General features: G+C 36.8%; 14 protein-coding genes. 7 read left to right on the top strand and 7 right to left on the bottom strand.

What is annotated here, in order from left to right:
• Positions 1 to 36: 36 nt before the first annotated feature.
• On the bottom strand, positions 37 to 294 hold the full coding sequence (locus ACWM35_RS02905; protein ID WP_454815300.1) for a hypothetical protein: 258 nt from the start codon (positions 292 to 294) through the stop codon (positions 37 to 39).
• A 190-nt stretch (positions 295 to 484) separates the two neighbouring features.
• Between ACWM35_RS02905 and ACWM35_RS02900 the strand changes: the two genes are divergently transcribed.
• The 5 genes from ACWM35_RS02900 (at position 485) to ACWM35_RS02880 (ending at position 5,957) form a co-directional block, all read left to right on the top strand.
• Complete coding sequence (locus ACWM35_RS02900) at positions 485 to 2,065, top strand: peptide chain release factor 3 (protein ID WP_454815298.1); 1,581 nt, start codon at positions 485 to 487, stop codon at positions 2,063 to 2,065.
• 129 nt (positions 2,066 to 2,194) lie between these two features.
• Entirely contained in the window at positions 2,195 to 3,292 is a 1,098-nt protein-coding gene (locus tag ACWM35_RS02895; protein ID WP_454815296.1) for an SDR family oxidoreductase, read from the top strand.
• Positions 3,293 to 3,407: 115 nt separating this feature from the next.
• Positions 3,408 to 3,875: a hypothetical protein gene (locus tag ACWM35_RS02890; RefSeq protein ID WP_454815294.1), complete on the top strand. Its 468-nt coding sequence runs from the start codon at positions 3,408 to 3,410 to the stop codon at positions 3,873 to 3,875.
• Between the two features lie 238 nt (positions 3,876 to 4,113).
• Positions 4,114 to 4,860, top strand: a complete 747-nt coding sequence (gene sigI / locus ACWM35_RS02885) for an RNA polymerase sigma factor SigI (RefSeq protein WP_454815292.1) — start codon at positions 4,114 to 4,116, stop codon at positions 4,858 to 4,860.
• Positions 4,857 to 5,957, top strand: coding sequence for an anti-sigma-I factor RsgI family protein (locus tag ACWM35_RS02880; RefSeq protein WP_454815290.1), 1,101 nt, complete (start codon positions 4,857 to 4,859; stop codon positions 5,955 to 5,957). The genes sigI and ACWM35_RS02880 overlap by 4 nt, the downstream gene beginning before the upstream one ends.
• A gap of 39 nt (positions 5,958 to 5,996) precedes the next feature.
• Here ACWM35_RS02880 and ACWM35_RS02875 read toward each other — a convergent pair whose 3' ends face one another.
• The 5 genes from ACWM35_RS02875 to ACWM35_RS02855 form a co-directional block, all read right to left on the bottom strand.
• Complete coding sequence (locus ACWM35_RS02875) at positions 5,997 to 6,200, bottom strand: small, acid-soluble spore protein, alpha/beta type (RefSeq protein ID WP_454815288.1); 204 nt, start codon at positions 6,198 to 6,200, stop codon at positions 5,997 to 5,999.
• 143 nt (positions 6,201 to 6,343) lie between these two features.
• On the bottom strand, positions 6,344 to 7,672 hold the full coding sequence (locus ACWM35_RS02870) for a (Fe-S)-binding protein (protein ID WP_454815286.1): 1,329 nt from the start codon (positions 7,670 to 7,672) through the stop codon (positions 6,344 to 6,346).
• The gene (glcD, locus tag ACWM35_RS02865) at positions 7,669 to 9,081 is read right to left on the bottom strand and encodes a glycolate oxidase subunit GlcD (RefSeq protein ID WP_454815284.1); all 1,413 of its coding nucleotides are present in this window, start codon (positions 9,079 to 9,081) and stop codon (positions 7,669 to 7,671) included. The genes ACWM35_RS02870 and glcD overlap by 4 nt, the downstream gene beginning before the upstream one ends.
• 113 nt (positions 9,082 to 9,194) lie before the next feature.
• Positions 9,195 to 10,316, bottom strand: coding sequence for a CdaR family transcriptional regulator (locus ACWM35_RS02860; protein ID WP_454815282.1), 1,122 nt, complete (start codon positions 10,314 to 10,316; stop codon positions 9,195 to 9,197).
• Positions 10,317 to 10,544: 228 nt separating this feature from the next.
• Positions 10,545 to 10,892 carry a DUF3905 domain-containing protein gene (locus tag ACWM35_RS02855; RefSeq protein ID WP_454815280.1) on the bottom strand — a complete coding sequence of 116 codons (348 nt, stop codon included), beginning with the start codon at positions 10,890 to 10,892 and terminating at the stop codon, positions 10,545 to 10,547.
• A gap of 133 nt (positions 10,893 to 11,025) precedes the next feature.
• Between ACWM35_RS02855 and ACWM35_RS02850 the strand changes: the two genes are divergently transcribed.
• Together ACWM35_RS02850 and ACWM35_RS02845 are read left to right on the top strand one after the other, a co-directional pair.
• The gene (locus ACWM35_RS02850; protein WP_454815278.1) at positions 11,026 to 11,187 is read left to right on the top strand and encodes a hypothetical protein; all 162 of its coding nucleotides are present in this window, start codon (positions 11,026 to 11,028) and stop codon (positions 11,185 to 11,187) included.
• Between the two features lies 1 nt (position 11,188).
• Complete coding sequence (locus ACWM35_RS02845) at positions 11,189 to 11,338, top strand: hypothetical protein (protein ID WP_454815276.1); 150 nt, start codon at positions 11,189 to 11,191, stop codon at positions 11,336 to 11,338.
• Here the strand turns inward: ACWM35_RS02845 and ACWM35_RS02840 are convergent.
• Positions 11,335 to 13,095 (bottom strand): B12-binding domain-containing radical SAM protein, encoded by a 1,761-nt coding sequence (locus tag ACWM35_RS02840; protein ID WP_454815274.1) that lies wholly within the window; start codon positions 13,093 to 13,095, stop codon positions 11,335 to 11,337. The genes ACWM35_RS02845 and ACWM35_RS02840 overlap by 4 nt on opposite strands.
• Positions 13,096 to 13,398: the final 303 nt, after the last annotated feature.

The raw sequence follows: 13,398 nt of genomic DNA, 5'->3' as shown, positions 1-13,398 counted from the left end.
TGATTTCTCAGAAAGGGTAATAGATAGAAATACAGTTTATAAACTTCTTAAAGTCGGGATTAGTGGTGCAAGTACACTTTGAGCAAGTACACCATAACTGATACCAATACTCGATTGTTTAGGCCATTTAAAAACATGAATTTTTTCAGACTTTCCTTCAAACAAAAATAATAGCTGATCGCCCTCCACGGCAATTCCAATATTTTTATAAGCAATGTTATTTTCGGTTAATACAATTTCAAAAGCTCTTTGAATAAGGTTTAAAGTAGGTTGATCAATGGTCGTAATATTCATAGTTCCTCCTGTAATTCTATGGATTCATTGTGAACCTTCAGTTCAACAGATTTCTTTATTATCCTCTCTTTTATTATATTCTTAATAGATGATGGATAAAAGAAAAATCGAGGATTGCAAAGTTCGCGTTAGACATATAAGATTGAAGTTATGGGCAAAAATTTTGACTGTCAAAAGAGAGGAATAAAAAATGGGTAATAAATTTACAGACGAAGTATTATCGCGTCGGACTTTTGCGATTATCTCCCACCCGGATGCTGGGAAAACGACGTTAACTGAAAAGCTGCTCTTATTTGGTGGAGCAATTCGTGACGCTGGAACGGTAAAAGCGAAAAAAACAGGAAAATTTGCAACAAGTGACTGGATGGAAATTGAAAAACAACGGGGAATCTCTGTAACATCCAGTGTTATGCAATTTGATTATCATGATTTTCGGGTGAATATTTTGGATACTCCTGGACATCAGGACTTCAGTGAAGATACGTATCGTACGTTAATGGCAGTGGATAGTGCTGTCATGATCATTGATTCCGCTAAAGGGATTGAGGAACAAACATTAAAACTATTTAAAGTCTGCCGAATGCGGGGAATACCGATTTTCACATTCATAAATAAGCTTGATCGACAAGGGAAAATGCCTTTAGAATTACTTGCGGAATTAGAAGAGGTCCTTGGAATTGAGTCCTACCCTATGAATTGGCCGATTGGTATGGGTAAGGAGTTCCTAGGGATCTATGATCGTTATTATAATCGTGTCGAGCAGTTTCGGGTTGCTGAAGAGGATCGCTTCCTAGCTTTAAATGCTGACGGAGAAATAGAAGGCGACCACCCGATCAAAGCCTCTGGTCTTTATGAGCAAACACTTGAAGAAATTATGCTATTAAATGAAGCTGGAAACGAATTCTCAGCTGAAAAAGTAGCAGCTGGTAAAATTACTCCAGTTTTCTTTGGAAGCGCACTAACTACCTTTGGCGTTCAGACGTTCTTAGAGTCTTATTTGGAATTTGCTCCGCCGCCAAAAGCTCGGAATTCGTCGATAGGTGAAATTGATCCGCTTTCTGAACAGTTTTCAGGTTTTGTCTTTAAAATTCAGGCAAACATGAATCCTGCCCACCGCGACCGGATTGCCTTTGTTCGAATTTGCTCAGGTAAATTTGAGCGTGGAATGAACGTAAATATACCACGACTAGGGAAGCAAATTAAGCTTTCACAATCGACCTCGTTTATGGCTGAAGAGCGAAACACGGTAGATGAAGCGGTTAGTGGTGATATTATCGGTCTTTATGATACGGGAACTTATCAAATTGGTGATACGATTACGACTGGCAAAGAAAACTTTCAATTTGAGAGATTGCCGCAGTTTACCCCAGAACTATATGTTCGGGTATCCGCGAAAAATGTTATGAAACAAAAATCATTCTATAAGGGCATCCAACAGCTAGTTCAAGAAGGTGCGATTCAGCTGTTTAAAACCGTAAAAATGGATGAATATTTGTTAGGGGCAGTTGGTCAATTACAATTTGAAGTATTTGAACATCGAATGAAAAATGAATATAATGCTGAAGTTTTAATGGAACGTATGGGATCTAAGATTGCCAGATGGGTTGATAGTGATACGATAGATGAGAATCTTTCCAGTTCAAGAAGCTTACTTGTAAAAGATCGCTACGATCAATATGTCTTTTTATTTGAAAATGATTTTGCCCTTCGTTGGTTTCAAGAAAAAAATCCTGAGGTTAAACTGTATAATCCAATGGATCAGCATGAATAATCATAAAGGCGGGAGAAATCCCGTCTCTTTTTTTGTTGAATATACTGAAATTTCAGACTTTACTCCTATTGACGGAGAAATTTGAAGACGCTTACAATTAGGACAAATGTTTAGGGGAGGATGAAGGGGATGGAAAATGGGTATTTTTTCACAGGATTTCCTGGTTTTATTTGTAATCAGTTGATCAGGGAGGTAGTAAAAAAGAATCAAATTCAATTTGTCGTCTATGTTCTGGTAATTCAAGGGATGATGGATAAGGCAAGAAAAGAACGTCAGGAAATCATTACAGAGCTGGGTTTAAAGGAAGAGTCATTTATCATCATTGAAGGTGATATCACTGTACCTGGTCTGTTAATTTCAGAAGCAAATCATACCCTTCTTAAAGAAAAAGTTACCCATGTTTTTCATCTGGCTGCTATTTATGATTTAGCTGTTCCTCGCGAAATCGCCTTTAAAATTAATGTAAATGGAACGGACAATGTAAATCATTTCGTCAAAGGGCTTACCTCCTTAAAAAGATATGTTTATTTTAGTACAGCCTATGTAGTGGGGAAACGTGAAGGGATTCTATATGAAACAGAGCTCATTCGCCCAGAAAGCTTTAAAAATCATTATGAAGAAACTAAATATGAGGCAGAAGTTTTAGTTGAAAAGCTGAAAGCAGAAGTACCCATTACAATCATTCGCCCAGGGATTGTAAAAGGTCATTCCGAAACAGGTGAAACCATTAAGTTCGATGGACCATACTTTATGATGAATTTTTTAGAACGGCTTAAATTTCTACCTGTATTACCTAGAATTGGAAAAGGGGAAGCGAATGTAAATTTAGTTCCAATTGACTATATTATCAAAGCAACGACATATCTTAGTTTTTTTGAAAATAGTGCAGGGAAAACCTATCACTTAACTGATCCCAAGCCGTATCGTGCCTCAGAGATTTATCGTTTCTTTATGAAGGAATTGATGAACAGAAAACCGATAGGGATGATTCCGTTAGCAGTAGGAAAATGGCTGCTTTCCATTAAACCAATGAGGAAATATCTTGGGGTTGAGAAAGAAGCGCTAGATTATTTTTCATGGAAAGGAAATTTTGATTGTTCTCAAGCTGTGATGGATTTAAAGAATTCTGGAATAACCTGTCCCGATTTTACAGAAGGTATTAAAGTTATGACCTCTTTTTATTTAAAGCAAAAGGATAATCCCAACTATCAAATACCGATCCGATAATTAAAAAGAACGGAAAAATTATTTTGGATCTTCTGGTTATTTATTCCAATTGCGGAGAAGCTAAATAATAACAGCTTTCAAAGCTAAATAATCATATTAGAAACGGAATAGACTCATGAAGAAAATGACAAGATTTGAAGCCATATTGTGGAGTATTGCCTTTCCAGGTTTTAGCCAGCTATTAATGAGGGATTATATAAAGGGTATTTTATTTATCTCCCTTGAGTTCATTATTAATGCAAATAGCAAATTTAATAGTACGATCATGTATAGTTTCTTAGGTGAAATAGAAAAGGCAGAGGCAAATGTAAACTACCAATGGCTTATGTTTTATCCTTGTGTCTATATGTTTGCGATGTGGGATGCGTATCGTTCAGCAATGCCCCAGGAAGAAAAATACTCGTATTTACCGTTTGTATTTGGTGCTTATTTTGTTACTGTTGGGTTAATGGTTTCTCCAAGAGTAAATATTTTAAATATGCATCCGGGTCCTGTGTTTTTACCGATGCTGTTTTTAATCCCTGGTTTACTTATAGGATTTTTCTTTAAATGGTTGATCCAAACCCTAGTCGCAAGAAGATAGCAACGACTTCAAATCAGTATCATTCTGGTTTGATTTTTTTTTGTTATAAAAAATATTTTCGATTTGCCCCCACAATGACATTTTATTATTCGTAAATGTTTAGTGAAACAAAAGTTATCATGAAATGTTTTCTGGAATTTATATCCTTTTTTGGTTATTCTTTTCTTCCTTGTATTGCCCTCACAAAATCAATAATAATTTACGTATGTTATAATTGGTTTCATAGTGAGGTGAGGTAATGCTAGGTTTATTGTTCAGACCCGTGAAAAAGAAACAAACATTAGAACAAACGGTTTTGTTGATACAACAAGGAAACCGGACACTTTTAGACGAAATAATTGAAAACTATAAACCCTTTATTGCCAAAACTGTCTCCTCGGTATGTAAACGATATATATATGAAACCGATGATGAATTTAGTATTGGACTCATTGCATTTAATGAGGCAATTGAAAAATATTCTCCTGAAAAAGGAAGTTCACTATTAAGTTTTTCCGAAGTGTTAATAAAGAGAAGAGTTATTGATTATATTCGGAAACAGTCGAAAAATCAGCATGTCAGTTTGGATTTAACATACTCCTCTTTAGAGGAAGAATCACCGGGCACGATAATTGTGAATGAACTTTCACTAGAGGATTATAAAAAAAATTCGGATGCTGATTTAAGGAAAGAAGAAATCGTTCAATTTCAAACTTTATTGGCTTCGTTCGAATTAAGCTTTCATGATTTAGTAGAAAATTCTCCAAAGCACTCTGATGCCAGAACGAATGCAATTATGGTAGCGAAGGTATTAGTTGAAAATAGTGAGTTAAAAAACTTTTTATTGGAGAAAAAACGGCTTCCAATTAAGGATTTAGAAAAAATGGTTGATGTCAGCAGAAAAACGATTGAACGAAATCGAAAATATATTATTGCAATTGCTTTAATTTTATCTAGTGATTATTTGTATCTGAAGGACTATCTTAAGGGGGTGTTAGAGGAGTGAAAAAGGGTGTAATAATGGATATGAACGAGTCTTTTCTGACTTTGTTAACCCCCGAAGGAGAATTCCTACGAGCAAAAAAGCAGGATATAGCCTATTCTATTGGAGAAGAAATTTATTTTTTTCCAATTGTAGATAGTGAGAAGAGAAAATGGTTATTATCTATAAAAAATTCATTTAAACTTAAATCAATTTGGAAACCTGTTACTGCTCTAATTCTCTTTATTAGCGCCGTTTTCCCAATTTACCAAAGTAATCAAGCCTATGCATATATGTCAATTGATGCTGAATCGAGTATTGAACTTGGACTGAATAAAAAAATGCAGGTTGTTGAAATAAATGGTTTTAATGATGATACGGAAAAGATCATCGCGGAGCTTGAGGATTGGAAGAAATTAGATGTTGCCGAAATAACAAAAATTCTTTTAGCAGAATTGAAAGAAGAAGGAATTATTGCAGCAGAAGAACCTATTATCATTTCAACGGTGAAAACAAACCAATTAGATGAAAAGGTAGAAACTAGATTAGAGCAAAACATAGAAGAAATTAAACAAAGTGTTGTGGACCAGCAAATTAAAGTAAATGAATACACTACCACAAAAGATGAACTGGAAAAAGCACTTGCCTCAGGAGTATCAGTTGGCAAATATCATAAGCGGAAAAATGATTCAGAACAAAAACAGCAGCCTAAGGAAAGGGCAAATATGGACCGATTTGGAAAAAAACAAAATCAAAATGTCCCACCTGCGCCTTCAAATCCAGATGTTACGAATAAAGATGCTGGTAATAAAGATTGGGAATCTGATAATAAATCCAAAGGGAAACAGAAAGAAGAAAATATGGATATCCCGAATGTTCCTCAAGAGGGACATGAGATAAAAAGTCGGGATCAGTGGAGAGAAGATCGTCAAGAACAGAGGGAAGATAACCGACCAAATCAGAATCAAGTTCAACGACATGAACAGCGTCAGCAGGAAAACAGAGGACCGCAGGGCCAAAATAAGAATGAGCAGCAATCACGGGTAAACGAAAATAATAATAATAGTCAGCAGTGGCAGTCGAATGATAAAAACAAAAATAATAAAAATAAACATGATTAAGTCCGGCAGATGTGTGCCGGACTTTTGCCATTTATTCAATTATTGTTGTGGAGATTGACCAGACATTTGTGCTTGTGCTTGTTTGACCAATCTTTTTGTAATTTCGCCGCCAACAGAACCATTAGCACGTGAGACGGTATCTGAGCCGAGGTTTACGCCAAATTCTTGTGCAATTTCATATTTAACTTGATCAAGATACTGTTCAATTCCTGGAACTAATAACTTGTTGCTGCTGTTAGCCATTTTTTTCACTCCTTAAGATCTATACAGAGCAGGATTTTCATCTCTGTAATGGTATTTTGGATTGATTGGGCTATTTTCATAAGTGGTAATGTTTATCGGTAATGGAATACTTCTTTAAAATAAACAGAACGGCTCAGTACTTTTTACTTTTGTTGAACTGCTAGTAATAGTAAGTCAACGATGTGGATGCCGCGAATTTTTGCTGATAGACCTTCTCGTTCGATTCCGAGTTTCATTTGCAGTAGACAGCCTGGGTTTGCGGTTACAATAGTTGTTGCATTTGTATTCTTTGCATGGACCATTTTCTTATCCAGATATTGCATGGACATTTCTGATTCAACAATATTATAAATGCCTGCAGAGCCGCAGCAACGGTCAGAATCTTTCATTTCAATATACTCTATTCCCTTTATCGCTTTAAGTAGCGTACGAGGTGCCGATGCTGTTTTCATAACGTTTCGCAGGTGACAGGAATCCTGATAGGTAATAATTTGCGGTGGAAGTTCTAAGTTCACTTTTTCGTGAAAACGAACCCCCACTAACACCTCAGAAATATCTTTGATTTTTGAGGTGAATGCTTTTGCGCGGTAAATCCATTCCTGGTCATCTTTTAATAAGTGGTCATAATCAATCAAAAATGCCCCGCAACCTCCTGCATTTGTAATGATATAATCAACATTTAAATCTTCAAAGGCTTTAATATTCCGTTTTGCTAGATCTTTTGCTGATTCCTTTTCGCCACTATGCCCATGTAGAGCACCACAGCATGTTTGAGCAGGAGGAATAACGATTTCACAGCCTGCGAGCTGGAGTAATTTCATCGTTGCGTCATTGGTTTTCATAAACATAGTATCCATTAAACAACCGCTGAAAAAGGCAACACGGTTTGTCTTTGTTCCTAATGCCGGCAATTGTCTTGGACGATTTTTTAATTCCTTCATAGTTGGAACATTGGGAATGATTTTTTCCATTGTTACTAAACTCTCTGGTAAAAGACCTAAAAAACCAATTTTTCTCGCAATCGTTTGGATCCCTGAGCGTTGATAGAAACCGATTAGCCCCGTTAGCTTTCTCATTCGGTTTGGATGTGGAAATAAGCCTTCAAAAACGGTTTTCCGCACTACGAGAACAGGCAAAGAGTGTTTTTTATTTTGTTGAATAATATCCCGTGCCTCCTCAAGCAGGTGACCATAATTTACACCCGATGGACAAACGGGCTCACAAGCACGACAGCCAAGGCAAAGTTCAAGTGAACGTTCAAAGTCTTCATCAGGCTCAATAAGTCCATCCACAACGGCTTTCATGAGGGCTATCCTACCTCGAGGGGAGTGGGATTCCTTGTAGCCTGATTCTATATAGGTAGGGCAAGAGGGCAAGCAGAATCCACAACGCATACAATTCAATAGTTCATCTTGATCCATTCTTGCCTTAAATTGTTCTTGGATCTTAGTCTGTTCATATAATGTGGTCATTTTGATATCACCACACGCTTTCGGCTTTCTTTTGCAAATACTTTCCCAGGATTCATGATATTATTTGGATCTAAAGCTTGCTTGATTGCCATCATGGCAGCAATCCCTGCTTTACCAAGTTTTAATTCAAGAAAAGGAGCTTTCATGACACCGACACCATGCTCGCCTGTTATTGTTCCACCGAGTTCAATTGCCTTTTCAAAAATTTCTGCAAAAGCCATTTCAACTCTTTCCATTTCATCATGATTTCGCGAGTCAGTTGGACAAGTAGGATGAAGGTTTCCGTCTCCTGCATGACCAAAAGTGCAAATTTCTATGTCATATTTTTCGGCAATCTTGTTAATCGCATTCACCATATTGGCTATTTCGGATCTTGGAACAGTTGCATCCTCAAGTATAGTAGTTGGTTTCAATCGAGCAAGGGCTGAGAGCGCTGCTCGTCGTGCCGTCCTTAATGCATCTGCTTCTTGTTCAGAGGAGGCGATTTGAACCGAAATCGCTTGTTCCTGCTTACAAATTTCCGTCATTTTTATTAAATCACGCTCAACCACTTCTTGAGGGCCGTCTTGTTCGATTAAAAGTACTGCTTTAACATCTGTTGGCAAGCCAATTTGCGCAAATGCCTCTACTACTTTTAATGTAGGTTGATCCAAAAATTCAAGTGTTGTTGGAATGATTTTATTAGCAATGATCTTTGAAACGGATTTTGCCGCTGCCTCAATATCTTGATATAAGGCAAGCATTGTTTTTTTTGTATCAGGCATTGGGATGAGTTTTAATGTAGCTTCGGTGATGATGCCTAAGGTTCCTTCAGATCCCACCATCAACCGTGTTAAATCATAACCGGCAACATCTTTTGCCAATTTTCCACCCGTTCTGATAATCTCACCGTTTGCTAAGACAACCTCCAAACCAATCACATAATCTCGAGTAACACCATATTTAAGTCCACGGAGTCCACCAGAATTTTCATTAATATTACCGCCAATAGTAGAGATTTTCATGGAACTTGGGTCAGGTGGATAGAAAAGTCCGTGTGATTCAATCTCGTTGATCATATCCAAAGTAATCACACCAGGTTGCACAGTAATCGTTAAATTCTCATTATCAACTTCAAGGATTTTATTCATATGTTTAAATAAAAGGACTATCCCGCCTTCTGTTGGACAAGTTCCTGCACAAAGATTGGTTCCTGAACCGCGGGGGACAATAGGTATCTTATGCTCATTACATATTTTTACGATTGCAGCTATGTCATTTGCATTTCTTGGACTGACAACTGCATCAGGCATCGACTGAAAATTAGGTGTAGCATCATAGGAATAAACAAGTCTTTCTACTTTTGAATCATCATAATTTTCTTTTGAAACAATCGAAACAATTTTATCTTTTATTATGTTAGTTAGCATATATTTTCCCCCATTGTCACGCTTACACATTTTCTTAACGTAATTAACTATAATTAAGTATAAAAAAAACAGGCTTGGGCCTGCTATGGATTAAAATACAAAAAATGAATGATTTATCTTAAAATATTTGGATGTTTATCTAAAATGTGTAGGGCGATTTTAAGGGATAGAAGGTCATCAAGATTTTGATGGTTTAAACCGGTCATCTCCTCTAGTTTTTTTAACCGGTAGTGTAATGTATTAATATGGATATGTAATTTTTCTGCGGTATTTTTTAAGGAATGATTTTGATTTATTAGTTCTCTTAATGTTTCAAGTAACTCTTTATCCAATATAATAGAACCTATAGTCCGTTGGATAAATTCTAGTTTTGTGTTCGTACTGAGTTCGTCCATAATCATTTCAAAGGTTAAGTCTTCGTCAAAGACAATTTTTCTCATTTCATCCGCTGATTTTAATGCTCTTTCCGCATTTCTGTAAGAGTGTCCAAGTTCCTTAGCCGATGCTTTTTGACCGATTCCCGCGTAGGCGATGACGCCAATGGTGTTTTCCAAATAATATATGAAATCTCTTAGTTTCTTTTCAATGAGCTGGCGTGAAAGGTTTTTTTCACCGTCCAAAATAAGAAGCATTCGTTCACTCCCGAAGCGTGCAGCAATATCATTACTTAATGGGTTGAAATAGTTGAAAATCGAGGACCATTCATCTCTTGTAAGCCGCTGGGTATTTTGTTTAAACTGGATGATGGCCATTACTCGCTCAACATTTAGCTCAATATCGAACATCCTAGCTTTATTTAAGTAACTATCATCCCATTCCTTTAATTGGAGCCAATCCAAAATAAATGATTCGAGGGAGCGATAATGTGATTCAAATTGTTCGGTAAAATAATTTTCACTTATGAGCAATTCTGTCATTTTTCGAATGATTTCTCCAAATGGTGTTACCGTCAGCGGATTCCCTGTAATGCCAATGACTCCAATGACTTCGTGTTGGAAGAATATGGGCAAGTTTATTCCGGCTTTAACACCTTTAAGAGAAATGCTATCTTCCTCAGTTATGATGAACTTTCGTTTTTTCTCAAGTGTAATTAATGCTCCTTCATGTAAATTTCCGATTCTCTTTTCGTCTGTTCCAGCAATAATGATTCCATTGGTATTCACGACAATGATCTCTTCATCGATTAATTTCCGTACCTCTAAAACGATCTTGGCAGCAAGTTTTGGTAATAACAAAATTCACACCTCCGGCTTATCCGTGGTTTAATTATATAAAAAATCCGGGGAATTTCCCCGGATTTTATACATTAGATAAGAAGAATAACATTCGACTTTGAGAATTGTCTAGCTCCAGCACCTAGGGGCTTGGGTCATAAGCCGAGCCGTCAAAAAGGTTAAAGAGCAACCTTCTCGCCGGCTCGTCTTATGCCTGTCGCCCCTGGACAAGGCGCTTCCGCTTTTCTTTTAATCCGTACCTTTACTGACATCTTTAGTGGGATGCATAAATGGATAGCCCTTTGGTTTCTTTTTACTTTCAAGCAGTTCTCGATTTTCAGGTGTATTCCAGCCGATATCATTGGTAGGATGAACCCATTCATCACCAGACATAATCGCAGGGTCAGTATCTTCAGTCCAGTTTTCTAATGGTGAGTTAGGAGAGGAGTATAAGCTATCCCCAATAACAACTCCATGTTCGTTCACAAAAGGTTCTTCCATTTTAATTCCTGTGTCTTCAAAACTTGGAGCATTGATTTGATGGGGCATAGTCTCATTAATGCTTAATTTTTCTGGGACTGATTTCTTTTTTACCATTTCACTCACTCCTGTTTTTATTTATTTTCCGCTCCCAAAGTAAAAATATTTATGAAAAATAAGGAAGTGATTGATTAAAGACTTTTGATAAAAACTAAAGGGGAAACAAATATAAAAATTGGAGGTCCATTGAATGGCGAAAAGAAAAGCAGAATATAATGCAGTTGAAAAATACTCCAAGACACCGCATAAAAATGTACAAAACACTGAATTCACAGCAGAATTTGCAAATGATGATAATGCAATTCGTTTTGCTAACCGCAATTCGAAGCAGGGGAAAAAGGGAAGAAGCTAAGATGAAAAAGAAGCTTGATGTAAAGGTTCCTCGTGAGGAATTCAGCATTGAATTTGGTGATGTGAATGGCATTAAGTTATATGAAATTCTTCAATCAACGAGTGAAAATAAAAAGACCCACAAAAATAAAAAAAATAAGCCGGCACATTAAGCCGGCTTATTTGTATCCACTTGGAAAGAAAAAACAAGAGTTCGATTATGGGAAGGATCAAAGTAGGCAAATAAAATGGTAGGATTTCTCTCTAAAATCCCGTCTGAGAGATAAGTTCCAAGGTCAAAGGATAGATCTTCTGCCATCGTATGCTTAAACAAATCTTTTTCATCAAGCTGTAACTCGCAAAACTCCTGTCCTAATCTGGATGGCTTATCAATAATTTGATCGTATACATTCGTTCTCTTCTTTTTATCCATGCTATTTTCCCACCAAGGTTTTCTTGGCTTATATTTATGGTTTCGTAGATAATCATATTTCATTAGTCCAGCAATTATATCCAAATCTGCTACGTACTGACTTTCCAAAAAAGAATAAAGTCTGCGGAATAAATCTTCAAGCTGATGACCAATTCTTGACCAGCCTTGAGAATCCCAGTAGGTTCCAAATTCTTGGAAAAAGTCGAAAGGGGTTGAAAATACTTTTGTTACTAAGAATTCAACTGTATGGTCCATCCGATGATCGTTCCAGTATTTTTCTAATACATCCTCTACTTGTTTGATCCTGACGATGTCCTCGAACGAGAGGACATTATTTCCTAAGATCTCATAAGGCGAGTGGTCCATATAAATATAATCGTGATCTGCTGCCCGAAGTCGCAAACCAGTCCCTCTTAACATCTTTAAAAAGCCTAACTGCAGTTCCTCTGGCCGCATTTCGAAGACATCATTGAAAGTTTTGCGGAATGAGTGGTAGTCCTCTTCTGGAAGTCCGGCAATTAAATCAAGATGCTGGTCGATTTTCCCGCCTTCTTTTACCATCGTGACTGTCCGTGTCAGCTTTGCAAAATTTTGCTTACGCATGACAAGTTCATTCGTATAGTCATTGGTAGATTGCACTCCAATTTCAAAGCGGAACAATCCTTTTGGTGCCTCATTATTTAAAAATTCGATAACCTCAGGACGCATTATATCTGCGGTAATTTCAAATTGAAAGACAGTCCCAGGCAGATGTTCATCGATTAAGAAGCGGAACATTTCCATCGCATAGCTTCTGCTAATATTAAATGTTCGGTCCACGAATTTGATTGTCTTTGCTCCGTTTGCCATTAAATAGCGGATATCTTCTTTAATTTTTTCTCTGTCGAAATAACGGACACCTACTTCGATGGATGAAAGGCAGAATTGACAGCTAAAAGGACAGCCGCGGCTAGTTTCTATATAGGTAACTCGCTTTCCAAGATGGGAGATATCTTCAGGAAAACGGTACGGAGATGGCAGTTCTTTTAAATCAAGCTTATTCATTTGCGGGGTGAATTTCACTTTGCTATTTTCCCTAAAGGCAATTCCAGAAACCTTTTTGTAATTATGGGTAGATTTCATTTCTGTAAGTAATTGTTTGAAGGTTTGCTCTCCTTCACCCATAACGATAAAATCAATATTTGGATTTTTTTCCATCCATTCACCGGTATCATAGCTGACTTCTGGCCCACCTAATACGATCACGATGGAAGGGTTTATTTTCTTCAACATATTAATAACTTTTAATGTTTCTTCAATATTCCAGATGTAGCAGCTGAAGCCGATTACCGTAGGGTTTTGCTGGTAAAGGTCAGTAACAATATTCATAACAGGGTCTTTAATCGTGTATTCCTTAATTTGTATTTCATGCTCAGGGGCAGCATAGGATTTTAAATAACGAATGGCCAGGTTTGTATGGATATACTTGGCATTCAAGGTCGAACAAATAACATTCATAGTAAAACTCCTTTGTATAATTGAAAACGATATTTTATTATAGTTTATTTTATCGGAATTAGCTAGACAGGGACATAAACAAGGCTCACATCCAATACGGTGTGAGCCTTGCTATGCTAGGTTGGAGAGAGGTATTATTGTCTGTTGTACTACAGTTTTCCACCTGTTATATTTTCGTATTACTGTAAAATGATCAATTAAATAAAGGCTTCAAAGAAAAAATTTAATTGTGTTATAGGAAATTTTTGTTGATGTTTGATTTTTGTCACAGCGTAATATTCAAATTTCCCCTACAATAATTTT

The organism is Neobacillus sp. K501 (assembly GCF_053749995.1).
This window is presented reverse-complemented; position numbering and strand designations above follow the sequence as displayed.

Bases quoted from the DNA above. Each gene is read 5' to 3' on its own strand.
- ACWM35_RS02850 (WP_454815278.1), top strand. From the start codon at position 11,026: ATGGCGAAAAGAAAAGCAGAATATAATGCAGTTGAAAAATACTCCAAG.
- ACWM35_RS02905 (WP_454815300.1), bottom strand. From the start codon at position 294: ATGAATATTACGACCATTGATCAACCTACTTTAAACCTTATTCAAAGA.
- ACWM35_RS02845 (WP_454815276.1), top strand. From the start codon at position 11,189: ATGAAAAAGAAGCTTGATGTAAAGGTTCCTCGTGAGGAATTCAGCATT.
- ACWM35_RS02900 (WP_454815298.1), top strand. From the start codon at position 485: ATGGGTAATAAATTTACAGACGAAGTATTATCGCGTCGGACTTTTGCG.
- sigI (WP_454815292.1), top strand. From the start codon at position 4,114: ATGCTAGGTTTATTGTTCAGACCCGTGAAAAAGAAACAAACATTAGAA.
- ACWM35_RS02870 (WP_454815286.1), bottom strand. From the start codon at position 7,672: ATGACCACATTATATGAACAGACTAAGATCCAAGAACAATTTAAGGCA.
- glcD (WP_454815284.1), bottom strand. From the start codon at position 9,081: ATGCTAACTAACATAATAAAAGATAAAATTGTTTCGATTGTTTCAAAA.
- ACWM35_RS02895 (WP_454815296.1), top strand. From the start codon at position 2,195: ATGGAAAATGGGTATTTTTTCACAGGATTTCCTGGTTTTATTTGTAAT.
- ACWM35_RS02875 (WP_454815288.1), bottom strand. From the start codon at position 6,200: ATGGCTAACAGCAGCAACAAGTTATTAGTTCCAGGAATTGAACAGTAT.
- ACWM35_RS02855 (WP_454815280.1), bottom strand. From the start codon at position 10,892: ATGGTAAAAAAGAAATCAGTCCCAGAAAAATTAAGCATTAATGAGACT.
- ACWM35_RS02890 (WP_454815294.1), top strand. From the start codon at position 3,408: ATGAAGAAAATGACAAGATTTGAAGCCATATTGTGGAGTATTGCCTTT.
- ACWM35_RS02840 (WP_454815274.1), bottom strand. From the start codon at position 13,095: ATGAATGTTATTTGTTCGACCTTGAATGCCAAGTATATCCATACAAAC.